Consider the following 17058-nt stretch of genomic DNA (forward strand, 5'->3'; position numbering starts at 1 on the left):
CGGCGCCCGACGGCAACCGAGACTCACTGGCCAATCAGGCCGGCTTCCTTGAGCTCATCCATCCGCGCGAACAGCTCTGCCTGGGTATCTTCTGCCCAGGCCTCGACCTCGTCGGCACCCAGCCAGTTGGGGGTGACCCCTACGTCGACCAGCCAGGTCTGAAACTCTTCACTGTCATAGGCCTGCTGATAGGCCGCTTCCAGGGCCGTCAGGGCGTCTTCCGGCGTGTTGGCCGGCGCGGCCAGAATGACAAAGCTGCCCATCTGGATGTCGTAGCCCAGCTCACTGGCAGGGGGCACATCAGGGAAGCTCTCGCTCTGGACGTCGGTGAACTCCACTAGGCCCTTGGCGTTGCCGGCGGAAATCAACGACTCAAAATCGCCTAAGCTGGTCAGTGCAAAGTCCACCTCGCCGTTGAGCAGGGCTTCCTTCTGGGGCGCGGCACCGCCGGGATAGGACACGATCTTGAACGACACGTCGGCCTGGTCCTGCAGTTGCAGCAGGGTCAGGTGGGTACGCGAGCCCATGTTCTGAATACCCGCGCGCACCTCTCCGGGGGCCGCCTTGGCAGCGTCGATCAACGCCTCCAGGCTGGCATAGTCCGAGTCTGCGGGCACCACGATGGCATCGGGTTCACTGGTAATACGCGCAATCAGGTCGAGCTTGTCGATATCAAAGCCGGCCAGCATCCCCTGCCAGGGAATCGTCACCACGCTGTCGTAGGTCAGCGCCACCAGGGTGTAGCCGTCGGGCCGGGCTCCCAGCGTCTGGACCAGACCATTGGCACTCATCCCACCCTCGATGTTCTCGACATAGATGGTGCCATCGAGGGACGCTTCGGCAAGATTGGAGATCTTGCGGACGATGCCATCGGTGCCGCCGCCGGCGCCCCAGGGCACGATCATGCGGATATCACGCTGGGGGTAGTCGGCCTGCGCGCTGGCACTGGCGACAACGATCAGGCCTCCCAGGGCCACGCTCATCAACTTGCGCATCTTGTTCACTCCTTGCCGTTGTTGTTGGCGATTTGGGTCTGTTGGCATTGTGATTGCTGGCGGTGCGACTGCTGGCGTTACACTGATGGCCCTGCACCGGGGGCCGGTGGAAGCGGATACTGGCCTGCCCTGAAACATTGCCGCTTGACGACGGCCGGTTCAGGAACCTCTTTTCCAGGCGCTTTACCTAGGGAAACACTGCATAAATTACTGTGCTCGACATCTCGGCTGCCGGCGGTGCTCAAGATCCTCATTTAACCGCTTGTAAACTCCGGTCTTTCCGCTCCGGCGGCTGCCGACCTATCATCGCTCGTAACATTTATTCAGCGCGTCCCTAAACGCTTTATGCAGGTAAGGCGAGAACGGCCTGCCACAGGTCATCGGGCACGTCGAGCAGGCTGTCGTTGTCTGCGTGGCGCCTATTTCCGGTGGATTGTCCCGGCCAGCGGGGCGGCCGGCCCGCGTCCACCGGCACGGCGTCGGCCAGGTGGCCGGCAAGCCCTTCGACCAGCGCATTGCAGGCCTCGAGTCCGGCCAGCTTGCGCGGGTCGAAGACCAGAAATACCTGGGAGGCGCCGCCACCGCTGCCGCGTCCCAGGGTATCGATATGATGGGTGGGGTTGCCCTGGGACAATAGCGCCGCCATCACGTCCAGCAGCATCGCCAGGCCAGATCCCTTCCAGTAGCCCGCAGGCAGCAGGCGCCGCGACTCAGCGATGGCGCCAGGATCGCGACTGAGCTGTCCCGCCTGGTCGAAGCCACCGTCCACCGGCAAGGACTCGCCGGCCAGGGCCAGGCTGTTCAGCTTGCCGTAGGAGAACTGCGACATGGCCATGTCCAGCACCATGGGGCCCTGCTCTGCAGGCACCGCCATGACCAACGGGTTGTTGCCGATACTCTGGCTGGCGGCCCCCCAGGCGGGCATGCAGGATTCGGTGTTGGTCCACATGATCGCGGCAAATCCCCGCTCGACCGCATGCCAGCCATAGCTGCCGCCGCGCATCCAGTGGGTGGTATTGCGCACGGCGACCAGCCCCATGCCATGCTCGGAGGCCAACTCCATGGCCCGCTCGGTGGCGTCGAGTGCGTGGCGAACGCCAATCCCAAAGTGGCCGTCGAAGACTTCCAGGGCGCCCAATCGTTGCACCAGGCTCAGCCGAGCAGCCGGATCGACCCACCCCTTGTTCAGGTAATCGACGAAACGCGGAATGCGGCCAACACCGTGGGAGACCACCCCGTCACGAGTACTTTCAGCATGAATGCGCGCGCACAGCTCGGCATCTTCCGGCGCCAGGCCCGCCGCATTCAGCACTGCGGCCAAACGCGAGCGCAGCTCGTCAAAGGTGACCTGAGTCATCGAACCTCTCCTTGAGGGTGGTGCCTCGCCGCTCAGGACCAGCACCGCCAGCGAAGATTAAGTACTACATCATACAAAGTTGCTGTATGAGCAACATAGACGGGGCCACCGCACAACGAAATGCGACTTTAGTGAAGCAGCGACCAGCAACGACGTCCCTTCGGCAACCCCGCGTCCCGACCGGGCGGCGCTATTACCCCCCTATCGCTACCAGATCGCCACCTTAACTCTGCTTTATCGCTAGCTTATCTCTGCTTTATCGCTGCTACGAAACACCCTTTCCTACCTTCGCTGCCTCCACCTTCCACCATGGTCGTACTCGCACGAATTAATCATATGTACTACAAATATTGACAAATGAATGCCTCACCCATCGTGCCCCACCAGGAGATCCCATGATCGTCGACCACCGCACCTACACCATGGTCCCCGGCCGCTTGAACGCCTTTCTCGAGCTCTACGAACGCGAGGGTTTGCCCATCCAGCAGCGCCATTTGGGCAATCTGATCGGCTACTTCGTCACCGAGACCGGACCACAGAACCAGGTGGTGCACCTGTGGGGGTATGCCTCCGCGGCGGACCGGGAGCGCCGTCGCACGGCCATGGAACAGGACCCCGAATGGATCGCCTATCGCAAGAAAAGCGCCGAGGCCGGTAACGTCCAGCATCAGACCAACAAGCTGTTGCGCTCCACCCGCTTCTCACCGCTCTGAGCCAGGAGGTTTCATGACCCATCCCCACGGTGGACTCGCCCTGGTCAAGGCGCTGCAGCAGCAGCGGGTCGAGCGGGTATTCTGTGTGCCCGGCGAAAGCTATCTGGCAGCGCTGGATGCCCTCCACGAGGCCGAGATCGAGACCATTGTCGCCCGCCAGGAAGGTGGGGCTGCGATGATGGCAGAGGCCGATGGCAAGTTGAGCGGGCGCCCTGGCGTCGCCTTTGTGACCCGCGGCCCGGGCGCCACCAACGCCGCCAGCGGCGTGCACGTGGCCTATCAGGATTCCACGCCCATGGTGCTGTTCGTTGGCCAGGTGGCGAGCGACCAGCGCGATCGCGAGGCCTTTCAGGAGGTCGACCTGGTCGCCATGTTCTCGCCCCTGGCCAAGTGGGTCGCCAATATCGATCGGGTCGACCGCCTGCCGGAATACATCAGTCACGCCTTCCACGTGGCCCAGAGCGGGAGGCCTGGCCCGGTGGTGCTGGGCCTGCCGGAAGACATGCTGTCGTCAGACTGTGATGCGGCGCCAGTGCCTGCTGCCACCCTGCCTAGCGGACTCGCCGCGCAGCACGACGTGCAGGCAGTGATGCGCGCCATTGGCAGTGCCGAACGCCCACTGGTCATCGTCGGAGGCGGCGGCTGGTCGGCTCGCGCCGCCGAAGCGCTCGGCCATTTTGCACGCCTGTGCGAACTCCCCGTCGGCGCCTCCTTTCGCTGCCAGGACTACCTGGACAATCGCCATCCGAACTACGTCGGCGACGTGGGCATCGGCATCAACCCGGCGCTGGCCCAGCGGGTCCGTGATGCCGACCTGATCCTGGCCCTTGGGGCGCGCCTGGGCGAGATGACCACCAGCGGCTACACCCTGCTGACGCCACCGCTGCCACGTCAGCGGCTGATCCACGTGCATGCCGATCCCAGCGAACTTGGACGGGTCTACCGTCCTGAGCTGGCGGTGGTCGCGTGTGCGGGGGCGATGATCGAGCAGCTGGCGGCAGCGGCCGAGGCGCCCAGCGTCGAGCGCGGCGCCTGGGTCCGCGCCGCCCGCGACGACTACGCCAGCTGGCAACAGCCGGAGCCCACGCCAGGCGCGCTACGTATGGAGAACGTCATTGCACGGCTCAATGAGGTGCTGGGTGATGACGCCATCCTGACCAATGGCGCCGGCAACTACTCCGCCTGGCTGCACCGCTACTACCGCTATCGCGGCTTTCGCACCCAGCTTGCCCCTACCTCGGGCTCCATGGGCTATGGCTTGCCCGCCGCCATTGCCGCCAAGTTGCGCCATCCAGAGCGGGATGCCATCTGCCTGGCCGGCGACGGCTGTTTCCAGATGGTCTCCCAGGAGCTGGGCACCGCCTGCCAGTATGGCGCTGCGGTGGTGATTCTGGTGATCAACAACGGCATGTACGGCACCATTCGCATGCATCAGCAGAAGCGCTACCCACGGCGGCCGTCCGCCACCGATCTGGTCAATCCAGACTTTGCTGCCCTGGCCCGCGCCTATGGCGTCTTCGGCGAAACCGTGGACCACGATGACGCCTTCGCGGACGCCCTGTCACGTGCCCTGGAGCATACCCGGCGCAGTGCCTCCCCGGCTCTGCTGGAGCTGCGCCAGGATCGCCAGGCCCTGTCTCCCCGGCTGACCCTGGAACAGCTCAATCCCTGAGGCGAGCGTGCTGGCAAAGCCGACCGACGCGCTGACCCGCTGCGCGCCAACGGCTGGACAGCTAAGACCAAAGGCCCGGCCGTCGATCAGACGGCCGGGCCTTTGGCGTGCAAGGGACCCATCCAGCGCCGCCAACGCCCTGGAGGAAAAGGCGGTGGCTGAGGCAGGTCAAGCTCAATACCTGGATAAAGGCCTGGGTCAGGGACGCGGCGGTGTCAGGCGTGGCAGACGTGACTCCAGCAGCGCCGCCACCTGCATCACTCGGTCATCAGCGAACTTCGGTCCGACCAGGTGCAGCCCCATCGGCAGTCCCTGCTCGTCCAGCCCGCAGGGCAAGGAGGCGGCGGGCTGTTGGGTGAGGTTGAAGGGATAGGTGAAGGGGGTCCAGTCCATCCACTCCCGGTAAGGCCCGCCCGGGGGTACGTTGTGGCCGGCGGCAAACGGCGAGATCGGCATGGTCGGAGTCACCAGCAGGTCATAGCGTTGATGGAACTCCCCCATGGCGGCGGCCAGCTCGCTGCGATGACGACGGGCGGCCAGATACTGCGACAGGGAAATTCCGGTGCCGCGTCGGGCGATCTCGAGGAAACCGGGATCCAGCATGGCCTGCTGCGACTCATCGAGTCTCTCCAGCACCTGGGAAGCCCCGGCAAACCACAGGGTATTGAAGGTCTCGATGGGATCGGCGAACCCCGGATCGACCCACTCGACACTGGCGCCCAGGTCCTGCAGCAGCGCTGCGGCGCGGATGACGCCCTGGCGAATGTCCGGCGCTACCTCGACATAGCCAAGGTCGAGACTGATCGCGACCCGAACGCCGCGCAGGTGATCAGGCCGCGGCGCCTGCCAGTCGATGGGGCAACGCGGCCCCGCATAGCCATCGCGGCTGTCCGGCTGTGCCAGCAAGCGCATCATCAGGGCACTGTCTTCCACAGAGCGAGTCATGGGCCCCAGGTGGGACAGGGTACTCATGGCGCTGGAGGGCCACTGGGGCACCCAGCCAAAGGTGGGTTTGATGCCAAAGGTGCCGGTAAAGCTGCAGGGAATACGGATCGAGCCACCGGCATCGCTCCCCTGATGCAGCATGCCAAGGTTGAGTGCCGCCGCCGCCCCGGCTCCTCCCGACGAGCCCCCTGGGGTCAGACGGGTATCCCAGGGATTGCGACAGATGCCATGCAGCGGGTTATCGGTCACCCCCTTCCAGCCGAATTCCGGCGACAAGGTCTTGCCAACGATGATGGCGCCGGCCTCGCGCAGAAAGCGCGATACCGGGGCATCGACAGCGGCAGGAGCATGGGCATCGCTGGTACGTGAGCCCAGCCGCGTCGGCATGCCCTGGGTCAACGTCAGGTCCTTGATGGTCACCGGCACGCCGTCCAATGGCCCGCACGGCCTGCCCTGTTGCCAGCGCTGGGTCGACGCCTCGGCGGCCGCCAGGGCATCGTCCCCCGCCACATGGGAGAAAGCGTTGACCCGTGGGTTGTCGCGGGCGATGCGCGACAGGCAATCTGCGATGACCTGGGTGGGCGTGCAATCGCCGCGGCGATAAGCCTCAAGCGCCTGGGTCGCTCCCAGATCAGCAAGCTCCGCCGCCAGGCCGGTCGTCACTGCAGCCTCATGGCTCATGCCTGGCCTCCCTGGTCAGCGGCGGCACTGCCATCACCGGCGCTCTCGAGCATGGCGTGCAACAGCACATCGCAGCCGGCCTTGAGCTCCTCCGGCTTGGCATACTCGCTTTCGTTGTGACTGATACCATCCTTGCAGGGCACAAAAATCATCGCCGCCGGCGCCACCCGTCCCACGAAGATGGCGTCGTGGCCCGCGCCACTGACGATGTCCATATGGCTGAGCCCGTGGGCCTTGGCACCGGCACGCACGGCCTCGATGCAGCTATCGTCGAAGGCCTCCGGCGGAAAATCGGCGGTGGGCGTCAGTTCTGCCGCCAGACCATGACGCTGGCTGACCTCCTGCACCACCTCAGCCAGCTGGGTCGCCATCGTCTCAAGGGTCAGCGGGTCCAGGTGTCGCAGGTCGACGGTCATCTTGACCTGCCCAGGAATGACGTTGCGCGACCCGGGATGGGGCTGCATCACACCGACCGTACCGCGCCCGTGGGGGGCCGCGTCGCGCGCCATGCGGTTGATCGCGACGGTAATCTCGGCGGCACCCACCAGCGCATCCTTGCGCAGATGCATGGGCGTCGGTCCGGCGTGGGCTTCGACGCCGGTCAGGGTCAGATCAAACCATTTCTGGCCAAGTGCACCGATGACCACTCCCAGGGTGGTGTCGGTATCCTCGAGCAGGGGCCCTTGCTCGATATGCGCCTCGAAGTAGGCCTTGACCGCAGAAGGGTCCAGCCGATCGCTGCCGCGATAGCCGATGGCATCCAGGGCCTCGCCCACACTGACGCCAGCGTCGTCCTGGCGAGACAGCATGTCGTCCAGACCCAGCTGGCCGGCATAGACTCCCGAACCCATCATGCAGGGCGGAAAGCGGCAGCCTTCTTCGTTGGTCCAGGCGACCACGTCGATGGGTGCACGGGTGGTGATGGCATGCTGATTGAGGGTACGGACCACCTCAAGCCCCGCCAGCACGCCGAAGCAGCCATCGAACTTGCCACCGGTGGGCTGGGTATCAATATGGCTGCCGGTCATGACCGCCGGCAGGTCGGGTTCACTGCCCTCGCGACGCGCCACGATGTTGCCGATGGCGTCGATACGCACGCTCATGCCCTCCGCTTGGCACCAGCCGATAAACAGGTCACGGGCCTGGCGGTCGAGCTCGGTCAGGGCCTGGCGATTGACGCCGCCCTTGGGAGTGGCACCCAGCTCTGCCAGGGACATCAGTGAGGCCCACAGGCGCTCGCCATCGCAGGCCAGGGTGGCAGTCGCTGCGGCTGCCGGGGAAGTGACGGTTGCTGTCATCAGAGTATCCTTGTCATTGTGCTGTTTCAGCGCCCCAGGGGGAGCGGTGACGCTGGGTCCTGAGGGTGTAGCGTGGCCCCAGCCGAACGCCGCGGCCGGGGCGTCGCCAGGTCAGGCGCTGAGGGCCAGATAACGGTCACGTACCGCGGGATCGTCACGAAAATCATCGGCGCTGCCGGTGTAGACGATCTGGCCCTGTTCGAGGATATAGTGGCGATCGGCCACCTCTTCGCAGACCCGCAGATTCTGTTCGACCAGCAGTACCGACAGTCCCTCGCCGCGAATGGCCTTGAGGATCTTGACGATCTCGTCGACGATGACTGGCGCCAGGCCCTCGGTGGGCTCGTCCAGCAGCAGGATCTGGGGATCGTTGAGCAGCGCCCGGGCAATCGCCAGCATCTGCTGCTCGCCGCCGGACAGAGCGTTGCCGCGATTGCGTCGCCGCTCCTCGAGGCGGGGGAACCAGCGAAAGATATCTTCCATCTGCCAGCGACTGCCGCGGCGAACGGCGATCTGCAGGTTCTCTTCGACGCTGAGAATGCTGAAGATGCCACGATGCTCCGGCACCAGCGCCACGCCCTGGCGAGCAATCTGGAACGGTGCCTGGCCAAGCAGCGGCGTGCCTCGCAGGCTGATGCTGCCGGTCGGCGTATCGACCAGGCCCATGATGCTTTTCAAGGTCGTGGTCTTGCCCGCACCGTTACGTCCCAGCAGCGTCACCAGCTCGCCTTCACCGACCGTAAGCGATACCCCTTCCAGGACGTGGCTCTTGCCGTAATAGCTGTGAATATCCGTCAACTCGAGCATCAGGCGGCTTCTCCCAGATAGGCGTCTCTGACACGGGCATCATTGCGCACGCTGTGGGGGTCGCCCTCCACCAGCACCTGCCCCCGGTTCATGACGGTGATGGTGTCGCTGATCGACATCACGATGCTCATGTTGTGTTCGATCAACAGAATGCTGTGGTCTCGGCCCAGCTCGCCGATCAGCGTGGTCATGCTGGGGATATCGTCGATGCCCATCCCTGAGGTCGGCTCATCGAGCAATAGCAGGCGTGGTCGCGGGCAGATCGCCATGCCGACCTCGAGAATGCGCTGCTGGCCATGGGACAGCTCGCCCGCGGCCACCCCGGCACGGCCTGACAGACCAATGCGTTCGAGAATCTCGTCCGCTCGAGCCAGGTGCTCGCGACGCTTGTTCAGGCGTTGCCAGAAATTGAGGGCGCGCCAACCGTCGACCCCCTGGGCCGCCAGCCGCAGGTTCTCGTGCACGCTCAGCTCCTGAAACAGGCTGGTCACCTGAAACGAGCGCGACATGCCAAGCCCCACTCGGCCATGGGCTGGCTCGCGGGTGATGTCTCTCCCCTCCAGCAGGATCTTGCCAGCGCTGGGACGGCGCTCGCCGGTCAGGCAGTGGAACAGGCTGGTCTTGCCTGCCCCGTTGGGCCCGATCACGGTATGGATCTTGCCCTTGCCGATACGCAGGTTGACACCATCCACGGCGTGGAAGGCTCCATAGGCGAGCACCAGGTCACGGGTTTCCAGCAGAGTGTCGGCGCCGGGACGCGAGGTTTGCGTGGTCATTGGTCGCCCTCCTTGCCATCGGTGCGCTTGCTACGACGTTCCAGCAGGCTGGACAGGCCGCCCCACAGACCACCTCGCATAAAGATCACCACCGCGATCAGGGCCACCCCGAGCAGCAGCATCCAGCGCGGCCAGATCGATGACAGCAGATCACCCAGCAAGACGATCGCGCCGGCGCCCAGCAGTGAGCCGAACAGCGAGCCGGTGCCGCCGATGATGGTCATGATCAGGATCTGTTCGGACATCAACAGCTCGATGTTCGACAGCGGCACGAAGTTCAGCAGCATGCCGTAAAGGGCACCGGCGAGGGCGGTGATTCCCCCGGACAGCACGAACACCATGACCTTGAACAGCCGGGTGTCATACCCCAGCGCCGAGGCGCGCTGTTCGTTCTCGCGGATCGCCAGCAGGGTGCTGCCGAAGGGAGAGTCGGTGATGCGTCGTGCCACCACGTAGATGACCGCAAACAGCACCGCAACCAGCGCATAGAAGGCCAGCGGTGAGTCGAAGCTGATCAGGGTGGTGTCGCCCACTGCCAGGGGGGGACGTGGCACGTCGAGCAGGCCGTTGTCGCCACCGGTCCAGTCACTCAAGGTGTAGGCCAGGAAGTAGGCCATCTGGGTCAGGGCCAGGGTGAGCATCACAAAGTAGATGCCTTTGCGACGGATGCACAGCATGCCGACACCCAGCGCCAGCACGGCGCCCACCACCACCGCAATCAACAGGGCACCGACCAGCCCGGCATTGAGGTGGATCATCGCCAGGGCACTGATATAGGCCCCCGCACCGAAGAAGATGGCCTGGCCAAAGGACAGCAGACCGGTAAAGCCGAGCAGCAGATTGCAGGCCAGCGCGGCCATGGCAAAGATCAGAATCTCGGTCGCCAGGGTCGCCGACGGCAGCACCACCGGCAGCAGCACCATCACCGCCAGCATGGCCAACGTCGTCCCCGCTCCCAGGCGGCCCTTGAACCGGCTTGGGCGCGCGGCGGTGCTGGTAGGTTCCAGAGTCTTGGTCATCATCTCATGCTCTCCCGAACAGTCCGTGGGGACGCAGCAGAATCACCACCGCCATGGCGGCGTAGATCATCAGGCTTGCGCCTTGTGGCCACAGCGAGGTCATCAAGCTCTGCACCACGCCCACGATCAATCCCGCCACCAGGGCACCGCTGAAGGAGCCCATGCCACCGATCACCACCACCACGAACGCCAGCCCCAGAACCTCGGGGCCGATGAACGGATGGGCCCCGCGCAGGGGGGCCGACAGCACCCCGGCCAATCCCGCCAGGCCCACTCCCAGGGCAAAGGTGACCGAGAACAGGCGAAAGATGTTGGAGCCCAGCAGCGACACCATCTCGGTGGACTCACTGCCGGCCCGGACCAGGGCGCCGAAACGGGTCCGCTCCAGCAGCAGCCACAGCACGACGGCGACCAGGGCACTGAAGCCGATCAGGAACAGTCGGTAGTAGGGGTAGGCAAAGTTGCCGATGCGCACCACGCCCTGCAGGGCTTCCGGGGTGGGAATGCTCTTGCCCACCGGCCCCCAGATCATGATCGACAGTTCCTGAATGATCAGGGCGATGCCTAGCGTCACCAGGATCTGAAAGGTATGCGGCAAGTGGTAGATACGCTGGATCAGGCTACGCTCCAGCGCCCAGGCCAGCAGCGCGACCAACAGCGGTCCCGCCACCAGGGCCAGCCAGAAGTTGCCGGTCAGGCTGACCAGGGTGTAGCAGAGGTAGGAGCCGACCAGGAAGAAGGCTCCATGGGCGAAGTTGACGAAGTTCAGCAGGCCGAAGATCAGCGTCAATCCCACCGAAATCAGAAAATAGATCATTCCGAGCCCCAGGCCGTTAAGGACCTGGAACAGATAGACATTAAGCATGGTCGCGGCTCCTGGAATGCCGAGGGCGGCGCCCCCGGCAGACGGACGAGGGCTGCCTTACAGCTGGCAGGGCGAATCTTCGGGGGCGACAAAGGACTGGCCGGCGCTGATCACGTCGGCATAGTCATCGTCATCGTCCATCTCGTCCTGAGCCTTACCCTGGAGCAGGTAGTAATCCTTGATGACCTGATGGTCAGACGCTCGGATGGTTTCTTCGCCGGTCGGCCCTTGATAGGTGTACCCCTCCAGGGCTTCGATCAGCGCCGGACCTGTGCTGGCCCCGCTCTGATCGGCGACCTCCAGCATCACCCGCGTCATGGTGTAGTCCGCTGCCAGCGGATAGGTGGGCGTGATGTCATAGGCGTCGCGCACCGCTGCCACCAGCTCGTTGTTGAAGGGTGTATCCACCTCGTGCCAGTACTGGGCGCCGAAGTAGATGCCTTCGACATTGGCGGCACCCAGCTCTTCGAACTGGTCCAGGCCCGCCGACCACACCATCAGAATATCCATCTGATCATTGAGGCCGAAGTTGCGTGCCTGGCGCAGGGCGTTGGAGGACTGGGCGCCAAAGTTGAGCAGCACCAGTACATCAGGAGAGGCCGCCATGGCGTTGGTCAGGTAGCCGGAGAATTCCTGCTCCTGCAGCGAGTGATAGCTGTTGCCCACGTGCTCGACACCGGCTTCCTCGAAGACGGCCTTGGCGTTGTCGAGCAGCGCCTCGCCGAACACATATTCCGGGGTGATGGTATAGAACCGCTTGGCCTCGGGCAGCGCTTCCATCAACGGCACCAGAGTTTCGCGAATGGCGCCGTAGGTCGGCACCGACCAGCGGAAGGTGGAGGCGTTGCACTCGGTGCCGGTCAGTTCGTCGGCGCCGGCAGGCGTCATGAACACCCCCTCGACGCCAGCCACTTCCTTGCCTACCGCCAATGCGGTGGAGGAAAGAGTGGCGCCGTTGAACAAGCGGGCCCCATCCTGGTTGATGGCTTCCTGCACCTTGCGGATGGCCCGGCCGGCATTGCCTTCGGTGTCCAGGCTGACGTAGTCGATATCACGTCCCAGGGACGTTCTGGCTTCTTCCACCGCCAGGCGAGACCCCATTTCGGCGTACTTGCCATAACTGGCGAAGGCGCCAGACAGCGACTTCACGCCGTAGAAGGTCAGTGGTTCCTGATCCTGGGCCAGCAACGGCTGGGCCACGAGTCCAAGGGCCAGGGCGGAAAGCAGAAGGGGTGTCTTGCGCACTGTCATTGTTATTCCTCTTGTCGACGTCATCGGAGTGGATGAGGGGTCGCTGACGTGGGTGGCTTGGTTGTTGTTATAAGGGACGCTGTTGTTGTTATAGGTCGCTGTGGGCTGTCGCCGGATCGGGCTAAACGGGATCAGCCGCTTTCGCCCAGCACCTCGGGCGACACCAGAAACTGGTTGGCCATCTCGCCTTCCAGGGCCGACATGTGGTGCTCGGCATCACACATGTGCTCGAACATAAGACGGCGCACCGCTTCACGGTCACCGTTGTCAAAGGCTTCCATCAGGGCGATGTGGTAGCGAATGTTGGACTCATCAAAGGCATGACGTTCCGGCCGATAGGCCTTCTTGATCACCACCAGGTCGCGCAGTAGATCGTTGAGAAAGGTGCTCATGAAACGCAGCAGCGGATTGGGACAGTACTCCGCCAGAATGTTGTGGAACTCGAGCTCCAGCATGCGGTGCTGGCGCTGGCTCAGTTCATCTTCATGGGGCCGCTGGCAGTGGGCGATGTTGTCACGCAGCCGCTCACGTCCGGCCTCATCAAGATGATCCATGGCCGCTACCGCGACCTCCACTTCTACCATCCGACGCAGCTGATAGACCTGGCTGCCATCCACGTGCTGAAAGTGCAGAAAGTTGCGCAGCGCGCGGCAGGCCGGGTCGATGGTCACTTCTCGGATGATCGCGCCACCGCCTGGCCCCGTCTTCAGCACCACCAGCCCCTCTACCTCAAGCACCCTGAGGGCCTCACGAATCGTGCCCTTGGCGCATTCATAGCGCTCCATCAGGGCTTTTTCGTTGGGCAGCCGGTCCCCTGGCGACAGGTTCTCCATCACGATCTTCTGCTTGATGTCCTCGCAGATCAGGTCGGCGAGCTTCTGACGGCGCTGGGGAAAAGAAGTCGGCACGGGCATCTCGGTCATTTATTCGAATAAATATAAGGATTAGTCCCAATGCGCGAATTGGTCAAGTCAATTTATGCCAACGCCAGCAGACCCAATTACGTTTAGATTTACTTACCTAAGCGAAAACAGAGTGGTGTTTTATCAACTTTCTACAGCCGCCATGCTGCCGTTATGTCACGACCATCCGGCTATCACCGTTCGGCGCTTAGCCTGACCTAGACAGTCCGGACAAGACAGCCCGAACAAGACAGCCCGGACAAGACAGACCCAATAAGACAGCTAGACCACGACAACGACAGGCCATGACCACCAGGCCCCGGCCCCAGGCGGCTGACAGGAGACCCACCATGCTGACCTTCGACACTCTGGAGACTCGCCCCGACGCCACCGCAGAGAAAGCGGATAACAGCGACCTGAACCATCACTACTGGATGCCGTTCACCGCCAACCGGGACTTCCACGCTCACCCACGGCTGATCCACGGGGCCGAGGGTCGCTACTTCATCGACGATCGCGGGCGTCGGCTGTTTGATTCCCTGTCAGGCCTCTGGACCTGCGGCGCCGGTCACAACCGGGTTGAGATTCAGCAGGCGGTGGCCCAGCAGCTAGGCAGCCTCGACTATGCGCCGAGCTTCCAGGTGTCCCACCCGCTGGCCTTCAAGCTGGCGGAAAAGGTCGCCAGTCTGACCCCCAAGGGGCTCGACCATGTGTTCTTCACTGACTCTGGCTCCGAGTCCGCCGATACCGCGTTGAAGATGGCCAAGGCCTACTGGCGCCTCAAGGGACGCCCGGAAAAGACCCGCATGATTGGCCGCGCCAAGGGCTACCACGGGGTCAATGTCGGCGGCACCAGCCTTGGCGGGATCGGCGGCAACCGCAAGCACTACGGCCAGCTGATGGACGCCAGCCACCTGCCCCATACCCTGCAACCGTCACTGGCCTTCACCCGCGGCCAGGCCGACACCGGGGCAGAGCTGGCCGACGCCCTGCTCGAGCAGATCGCCCTGCACGACGCCTCCAACATCGCGGCGGTGATCGTCGAACCGATGTCAGGCTCCGCCGGCGTCATCGTTCCGCCGAAGGGCTATCTGGATCGTCTGCGCGAGATCTGCTCGGCCCACGATATCCTGCTGATCTTCGACGAGGTCATCACCGCCTTCGGGCGTAGCGGTGCCCGTACCGGAGCCGAGGCCTTCGGGGTGACGCCAGACCTGATGACGGTGGCCAAGCAGATCACCAACGGTGCGGTGCCCATGGGCGCGGTGATTGCGTCCAACGAGATCTTCGACACCTTCATGCACGCAGGCGGTGCCGAGCACGCCATCGAATTCACCCATGGCTACACCTACAGCGGACATCCAGTGGCCTGTGCCGCGGCCCTGGCCTCGCTGGAACTGTTGGAGCGGGAAGACTTTCCCGGCCAGGTCAGAGCCATCGCCCCCGCCTTCGAGGACCGTCTGCATGCCTTGAAGGGTCGCCCCCATGTGGTCGATATCCGCAACTATGGCCTGGCCGGAGCGATCCAGCTGGCACCACGGGACGGCGACCCGAGCATTCGCCCAAGGGACGCACATCTGGCCCTGTGGGAAGCGGGTTTCTACGTGCGCTTTGGCGGCGATACCCTGCAGTTTGGTCCTCCTTTCGGCACCACAGAGGCAGAGCTCGAGCGACTGTTCGACGCCGTGGCCACCACCCTCGACCGCCTGGCGTAAGCACATTGCGCGCCCCAGGGGGCAAACATCAGCGCTGACGGGTGAGTAGCATGAACGGTTATCCACGCCACATCGACAGCCTGTGGACAACCTTTACACCCATCATTCACAGCATTATCCACAGGCAGGTGTCATGCCTGCCTGTGGCCACTGTTCACACCGATATCGTTGCTGGACCCAGCGTCCAGACATCACCCTTCAAGACAAGAGGTCTTCAATGGAATACGTCAGTCACTGGATCAATGGCCAGGACCTGGAGTCCAGCCGCACCTTGCCGGTCACCAATCCCGCCACCGGCGCTACCATCCGCCAGGTGGCCGAGGGCGATGCCACCACCGTGCAGGCCGCCATCGAGGCAGCCAAGGCCGCCTTCCCGGCCTGGCGCGACACCCCGCCAGCCAAGCGTGCTCAGGTGATGTACCGGTTCAAGGCGCTGCTGGAGCGCGACGCCGAGCGTCTGGTCCAGCTGATCAGCGAGGAACACGGCAAGACCGTCGAAGACGCCATGGGCGAGCTCAAGCGCGGTATCGAGAACGTGGAATACGCCTGCGGCGTACCGGAACTGCTCAAGGGCGAATACTCCCACAACGTGGGCCCCTCCATTGACGCGTTCTCCAACTTTCAGCCGCTGGGGGTCGTCGCGGGCATCACGCCGTTCAACTTCCCGGCCATGGTGCCGCTGTGGATGTACCCGATGGCGATTGCCTGCGGCAACGCCTTTATCCTCAAGCCTTCCGAAAAGGACCCCTCCGCGGCGGTCGCGGTCGCCAAGCTGCTGGAAGAGGCGGGCCTGCCCCAGGGCATCATGAGCGTCGTACAAGGTGGCCGTGAGACCGTGGAGGCGCTGCTGGATGCCCCCGACGTGAAGGCCATTTCCTTTGTTGGCTCCACTCCCATCGCCGAAACCATCTACCGCCGTGGCGCCGAAAGCGGCAAGCGCGTGCAGGCCCTCGGTGGCGCCAAGAACCACGCCATCGTGCTGCCCGACGCCGATATCGACAATGCCGCCAACACCCTGATGGGGGCTGCCTTCGGCAGCGCTGGCGAACGCTGCATGGCCATTTCGGTGGCGGTGTGTGTCGGCGATGACACCGCTGATCGCTTGATCGAGGCGATGACGCCGAAGATCGCCGCGCTGAAGATCGGCCCCGGCACCGACAAGGGCCTGGACATGGGTGCCCTGGTCACCGCCCAGCATCGTGACAAGGTGCTCGGCTATATCGAGAAGGGCATTCACGAAGGCGCCGACCTGGTCGCCGATGGGCGCGACCTGGTGGTGCCAGGCCATGAAGACGGCTTCTTCGTCGGCGGCTGCCTGTTCGACCGGGTTACCCCGCAGATGACCATCTATGCAGAAGAAATCTTCGGCCCGGTGCTGTGCGTGGTGCGGGTATCGAGCCTGGATGAAGCCATCGACCTGACCAACGCCCACGAGTACGGCAACGGCACCTGCCTGTTCACCCGTGACGGTGAAGCGGCACGCCGCTTCACCGATGCTATCGAGGTTGGCATGGTCGGCATCAACGTGCCGCTGCCGGTACCGGTGGCAAGCCACAGCTTCGGTGGCTGGAAGCGCTCGCTGTTTGGTGACCTGCATGCCTACGGCCCTGACGCGGTGCGCTTCTATACTCGCCGCAAGGCCGTGTCCCAGCGCTGGCCATCCTCCTTCGAGACCGCCAAGGCTGAGTTCAACTTCCCTTCCGGCGGACAGTAACCCCTGCATTCGATACAACAACGGGCCCTCAGGGGCCCGTTTTCTTTTGCCGTCACACGCTATTGTCACTCCACGCCGAGCGGCGAACAAATCCCTTGCACAGCCCTTCCACCGATTACCACACGCTTATTCACAGCCAGCCCGCACACTTATCCACACCCTTGTCGGCGCACTACCCTCTCGTCAGGCTTGCTGTTCGCTCGCGGAAAGCCACGTTCACCTGCTACCTGTCAGCGTCGCAACGGCGGCGACGGCCATGACGCCAAATGAGTCATGCCTGGTTTGGCCATAGTTGAGCCATAGTTTGGCGACAGTTGGGTCATCGTTTGGCCATACCTTGCTTTAGCC

The 17058-nt window shown here is 63.8% G+C and carries 14 protein-coding genes; 4 read left to right on the forward strand and 10 right to left on the reverse strand.

Features of this window, described 5'->3' with window-relative positions:
• Positions 1 to 23: 23 nt before the first annotated feature.
• Together KUV41_RS05205 and yiaK are read right to left on the reverse strand one after the other, a co-directional pair.
• A complete protein-coding gene (locus KUV41_RS05205) occupies positions 24 to 995 on the reverse strand; it encodes a Bug family tripartite tricarboxylate transporter substrate binding protein (protein WP_222238993.1) in 972 nt (323 codons plus the stop codon).
• 343 nt (positions 996 to 1338) lie between these two features.
• Positions 1339 to 2352 (reverse strand): 3-dehydro-L-gulonate 2-dehydrogenase, encoded by a 1014-nt coding sequence (yiaK, locus tag KUV41_RS05210; protein WP_222484737.1) that lies wholly within the window; start codon positions 2350 to 2352, stop codon positions 1339 to 1341.
• A 395-nt stretch (positions 2353 to 2747) separates the two neighbouring features.
• Between yiaK and KUV41_RS05215 the strand changes: the two genes are divergently transcribed.
• On the forward strand, positions 2748 to 3065 hold the full coding sequence (locus KUV41_RS05215) for an NIPSNAP family protein (protein ID WP_206943748.1): 318 nt from the start codon (positions 2748 to 2750) through the stop codon (positions 3063 to 3065).
• A gap of 13 nt (positions 3066 to 3078) precedes the next feature.
• Positions 3079 to 4737 (forward strand): thiamine pyrophosphate-binding protein, encoded by a 1659-nt coding sequence (locus tag KUV41_RS05220; RefSeq protein ID WP_222484738.1) that lies wholly within the window; start codon positions 3079 to 3081, stop codon positions 4735 to 4737.
• Between the two features lie 198 nt (positions 4738 to 4935).
• On the opposite strand, the gene KUV41_RS05225 is transcribed toward KUV41_RS05220, so the two are convergent.
• The 8 genes from KUV41_RS05225 to KUV41_RS05260 all read right to left on the reverse strand — a co-directional run bounded on the left by KUV41_RS05225 (position 4936) and on the right by KUV41_RS05260 (position 13287).
• Complete coding sequence (locus KUV41_RS05225; RefSeq protein WP_222484739.1) at positions 4936 to 6363, reverse strand: amidase; 1428 nt, start codon at positions 6361 to 6363, stop codon at positions 4936 to 4938.
• Entirely contained in the window at positions 6360 to 7661 is a 1302-nt protein-coding gene (locus tag KUV41_RS05230; RefSeq protein WP_222162411.1) for a Zn-dependent hydrolase, read from the reverse strand. Before KUV41_RS05230 ends, KUV41_RS05225 begins: the two co-directional genes overlap by 4 nt.
• Before the next feature lie 111 nt (positions 7662 to 7772).
• Positions 7773 to 8468: an ABC transporter ATP-binding protein gene (locus KUV41_RS05235; RefSeq protein ID WP_206943740.1), complete on the reverse strand. Its 696-nt coding sequence runs from the start codon at positions 8466 to 8468 to the stop codon at positions 7773 to 7775.
• Positions 8468 to 9244, reverse strand: a complete 777-nt coding sequence (locus tag KUV41_RS05240; RefSeq protein WP_206943738.1) for an ABC transporter ATP-binding protein — start codon at positions 9242 to 9244, stop codon at positions 8468 to 8470. Before KUV41_RS05240 ends, KUV41_RS05235 begins: the two co-directional genes overlap by 1 nt.
• On the reverse strand, positions 9241 to 10266 hold the full coding sequence (locus KUV41_RS05245) for a branched-chain amino acid ABC transporter permease (RefSeq protein ID WP_224851947.1): 1026 nt from the start codon (positions 10264 to 10266) through the stop codon (positions 9241 to 9243). Before KUV41_RS05245 ends, KUV41_RS05240 begins: the two co-directional genes overlap by 4 nt.
• A gap of 1 nt (position 10267) precedes the next feature.
• On the reverse strand, positions 10268 to 11128 hold the full coding sequence (locus tag KUV41_RS05250) for a branched-chain amino acid ABC transporter permease (RefSeq protein WP_206943736.1): 861 nt from the start codon (positions 11126 to 11128) through the stop codon (positions 10268 to 10270).
• A 57-nt stretch (positions 11129 to 11185) separates the two neighbouring features.
• On the reverse strand, positions 11186 to 12379 hold the full coding sequence (locus KUV41_RS05255) for an ABC transporter substrate-binding protein (protein WP_206943734.1): 1194 nt from the start codon (positions 12377 to 12379) through the stop codon (positions 11186 to 11188).
• Between the two features lie 131 nt (positions 12380 to 12510).
• A complete protein-coding gene (locus tag KUV41_RS05260) occupies positions 12511 to 13287 on the reverse strand; it encodes a FadR/GntR family transcriptional regulator (protein ID WP_409995511.1) in 777 nt (258 codons plus the stop codon).
• Between the two features lie 428 nt (positions 13288 to 13715).
• Here KUV41_RS05260 and KUV41_RS05265 point away from each other — a divergent pair, with 428 nt between their 5' ends.
• Together KUV41_RS05265 and KUV41_RS05270 are read left to right on the forward strand one after the other, a co-directional pair.
• On the forward strand, positions 13716 to 14996 hold the full coding sequence (locus KUV41_RS05265) for an aminotransferase class III-fold pyridoxal phosphate-dependent enzyme (protein ID WP_308126692.1): 1281 nt from the start codon (positions 13716 to 13718) through the stop codon (positions 14994 to 14996).
• Positions 14997 to 15213: 217 nt separating this feature from the next.
• A complete protein-coding gene (locus KUV41_RS05270; RefSeq protein ID WP_222484740.1) occupies positions 15214 to 16710 on the forward strand; it encodes a CoA-acylating methylmalonate-semialdehyde dehydrogenase in 1497 nt (498 codons plus the stop codon).
• Positions 16711 to 17058: the final 348 nt, after the last annotated feature.

Source organism: Halomonas sp. DP8Y7-1 (assembly GCF_019801685.1).
GTDB classification, from domain to species: Bacteria; Pseudomonadota; Gammaproteobacteria; order Pseudomonadales; family Halomonadaceae; genus Halomonas; species Halomonas litopenaei_A.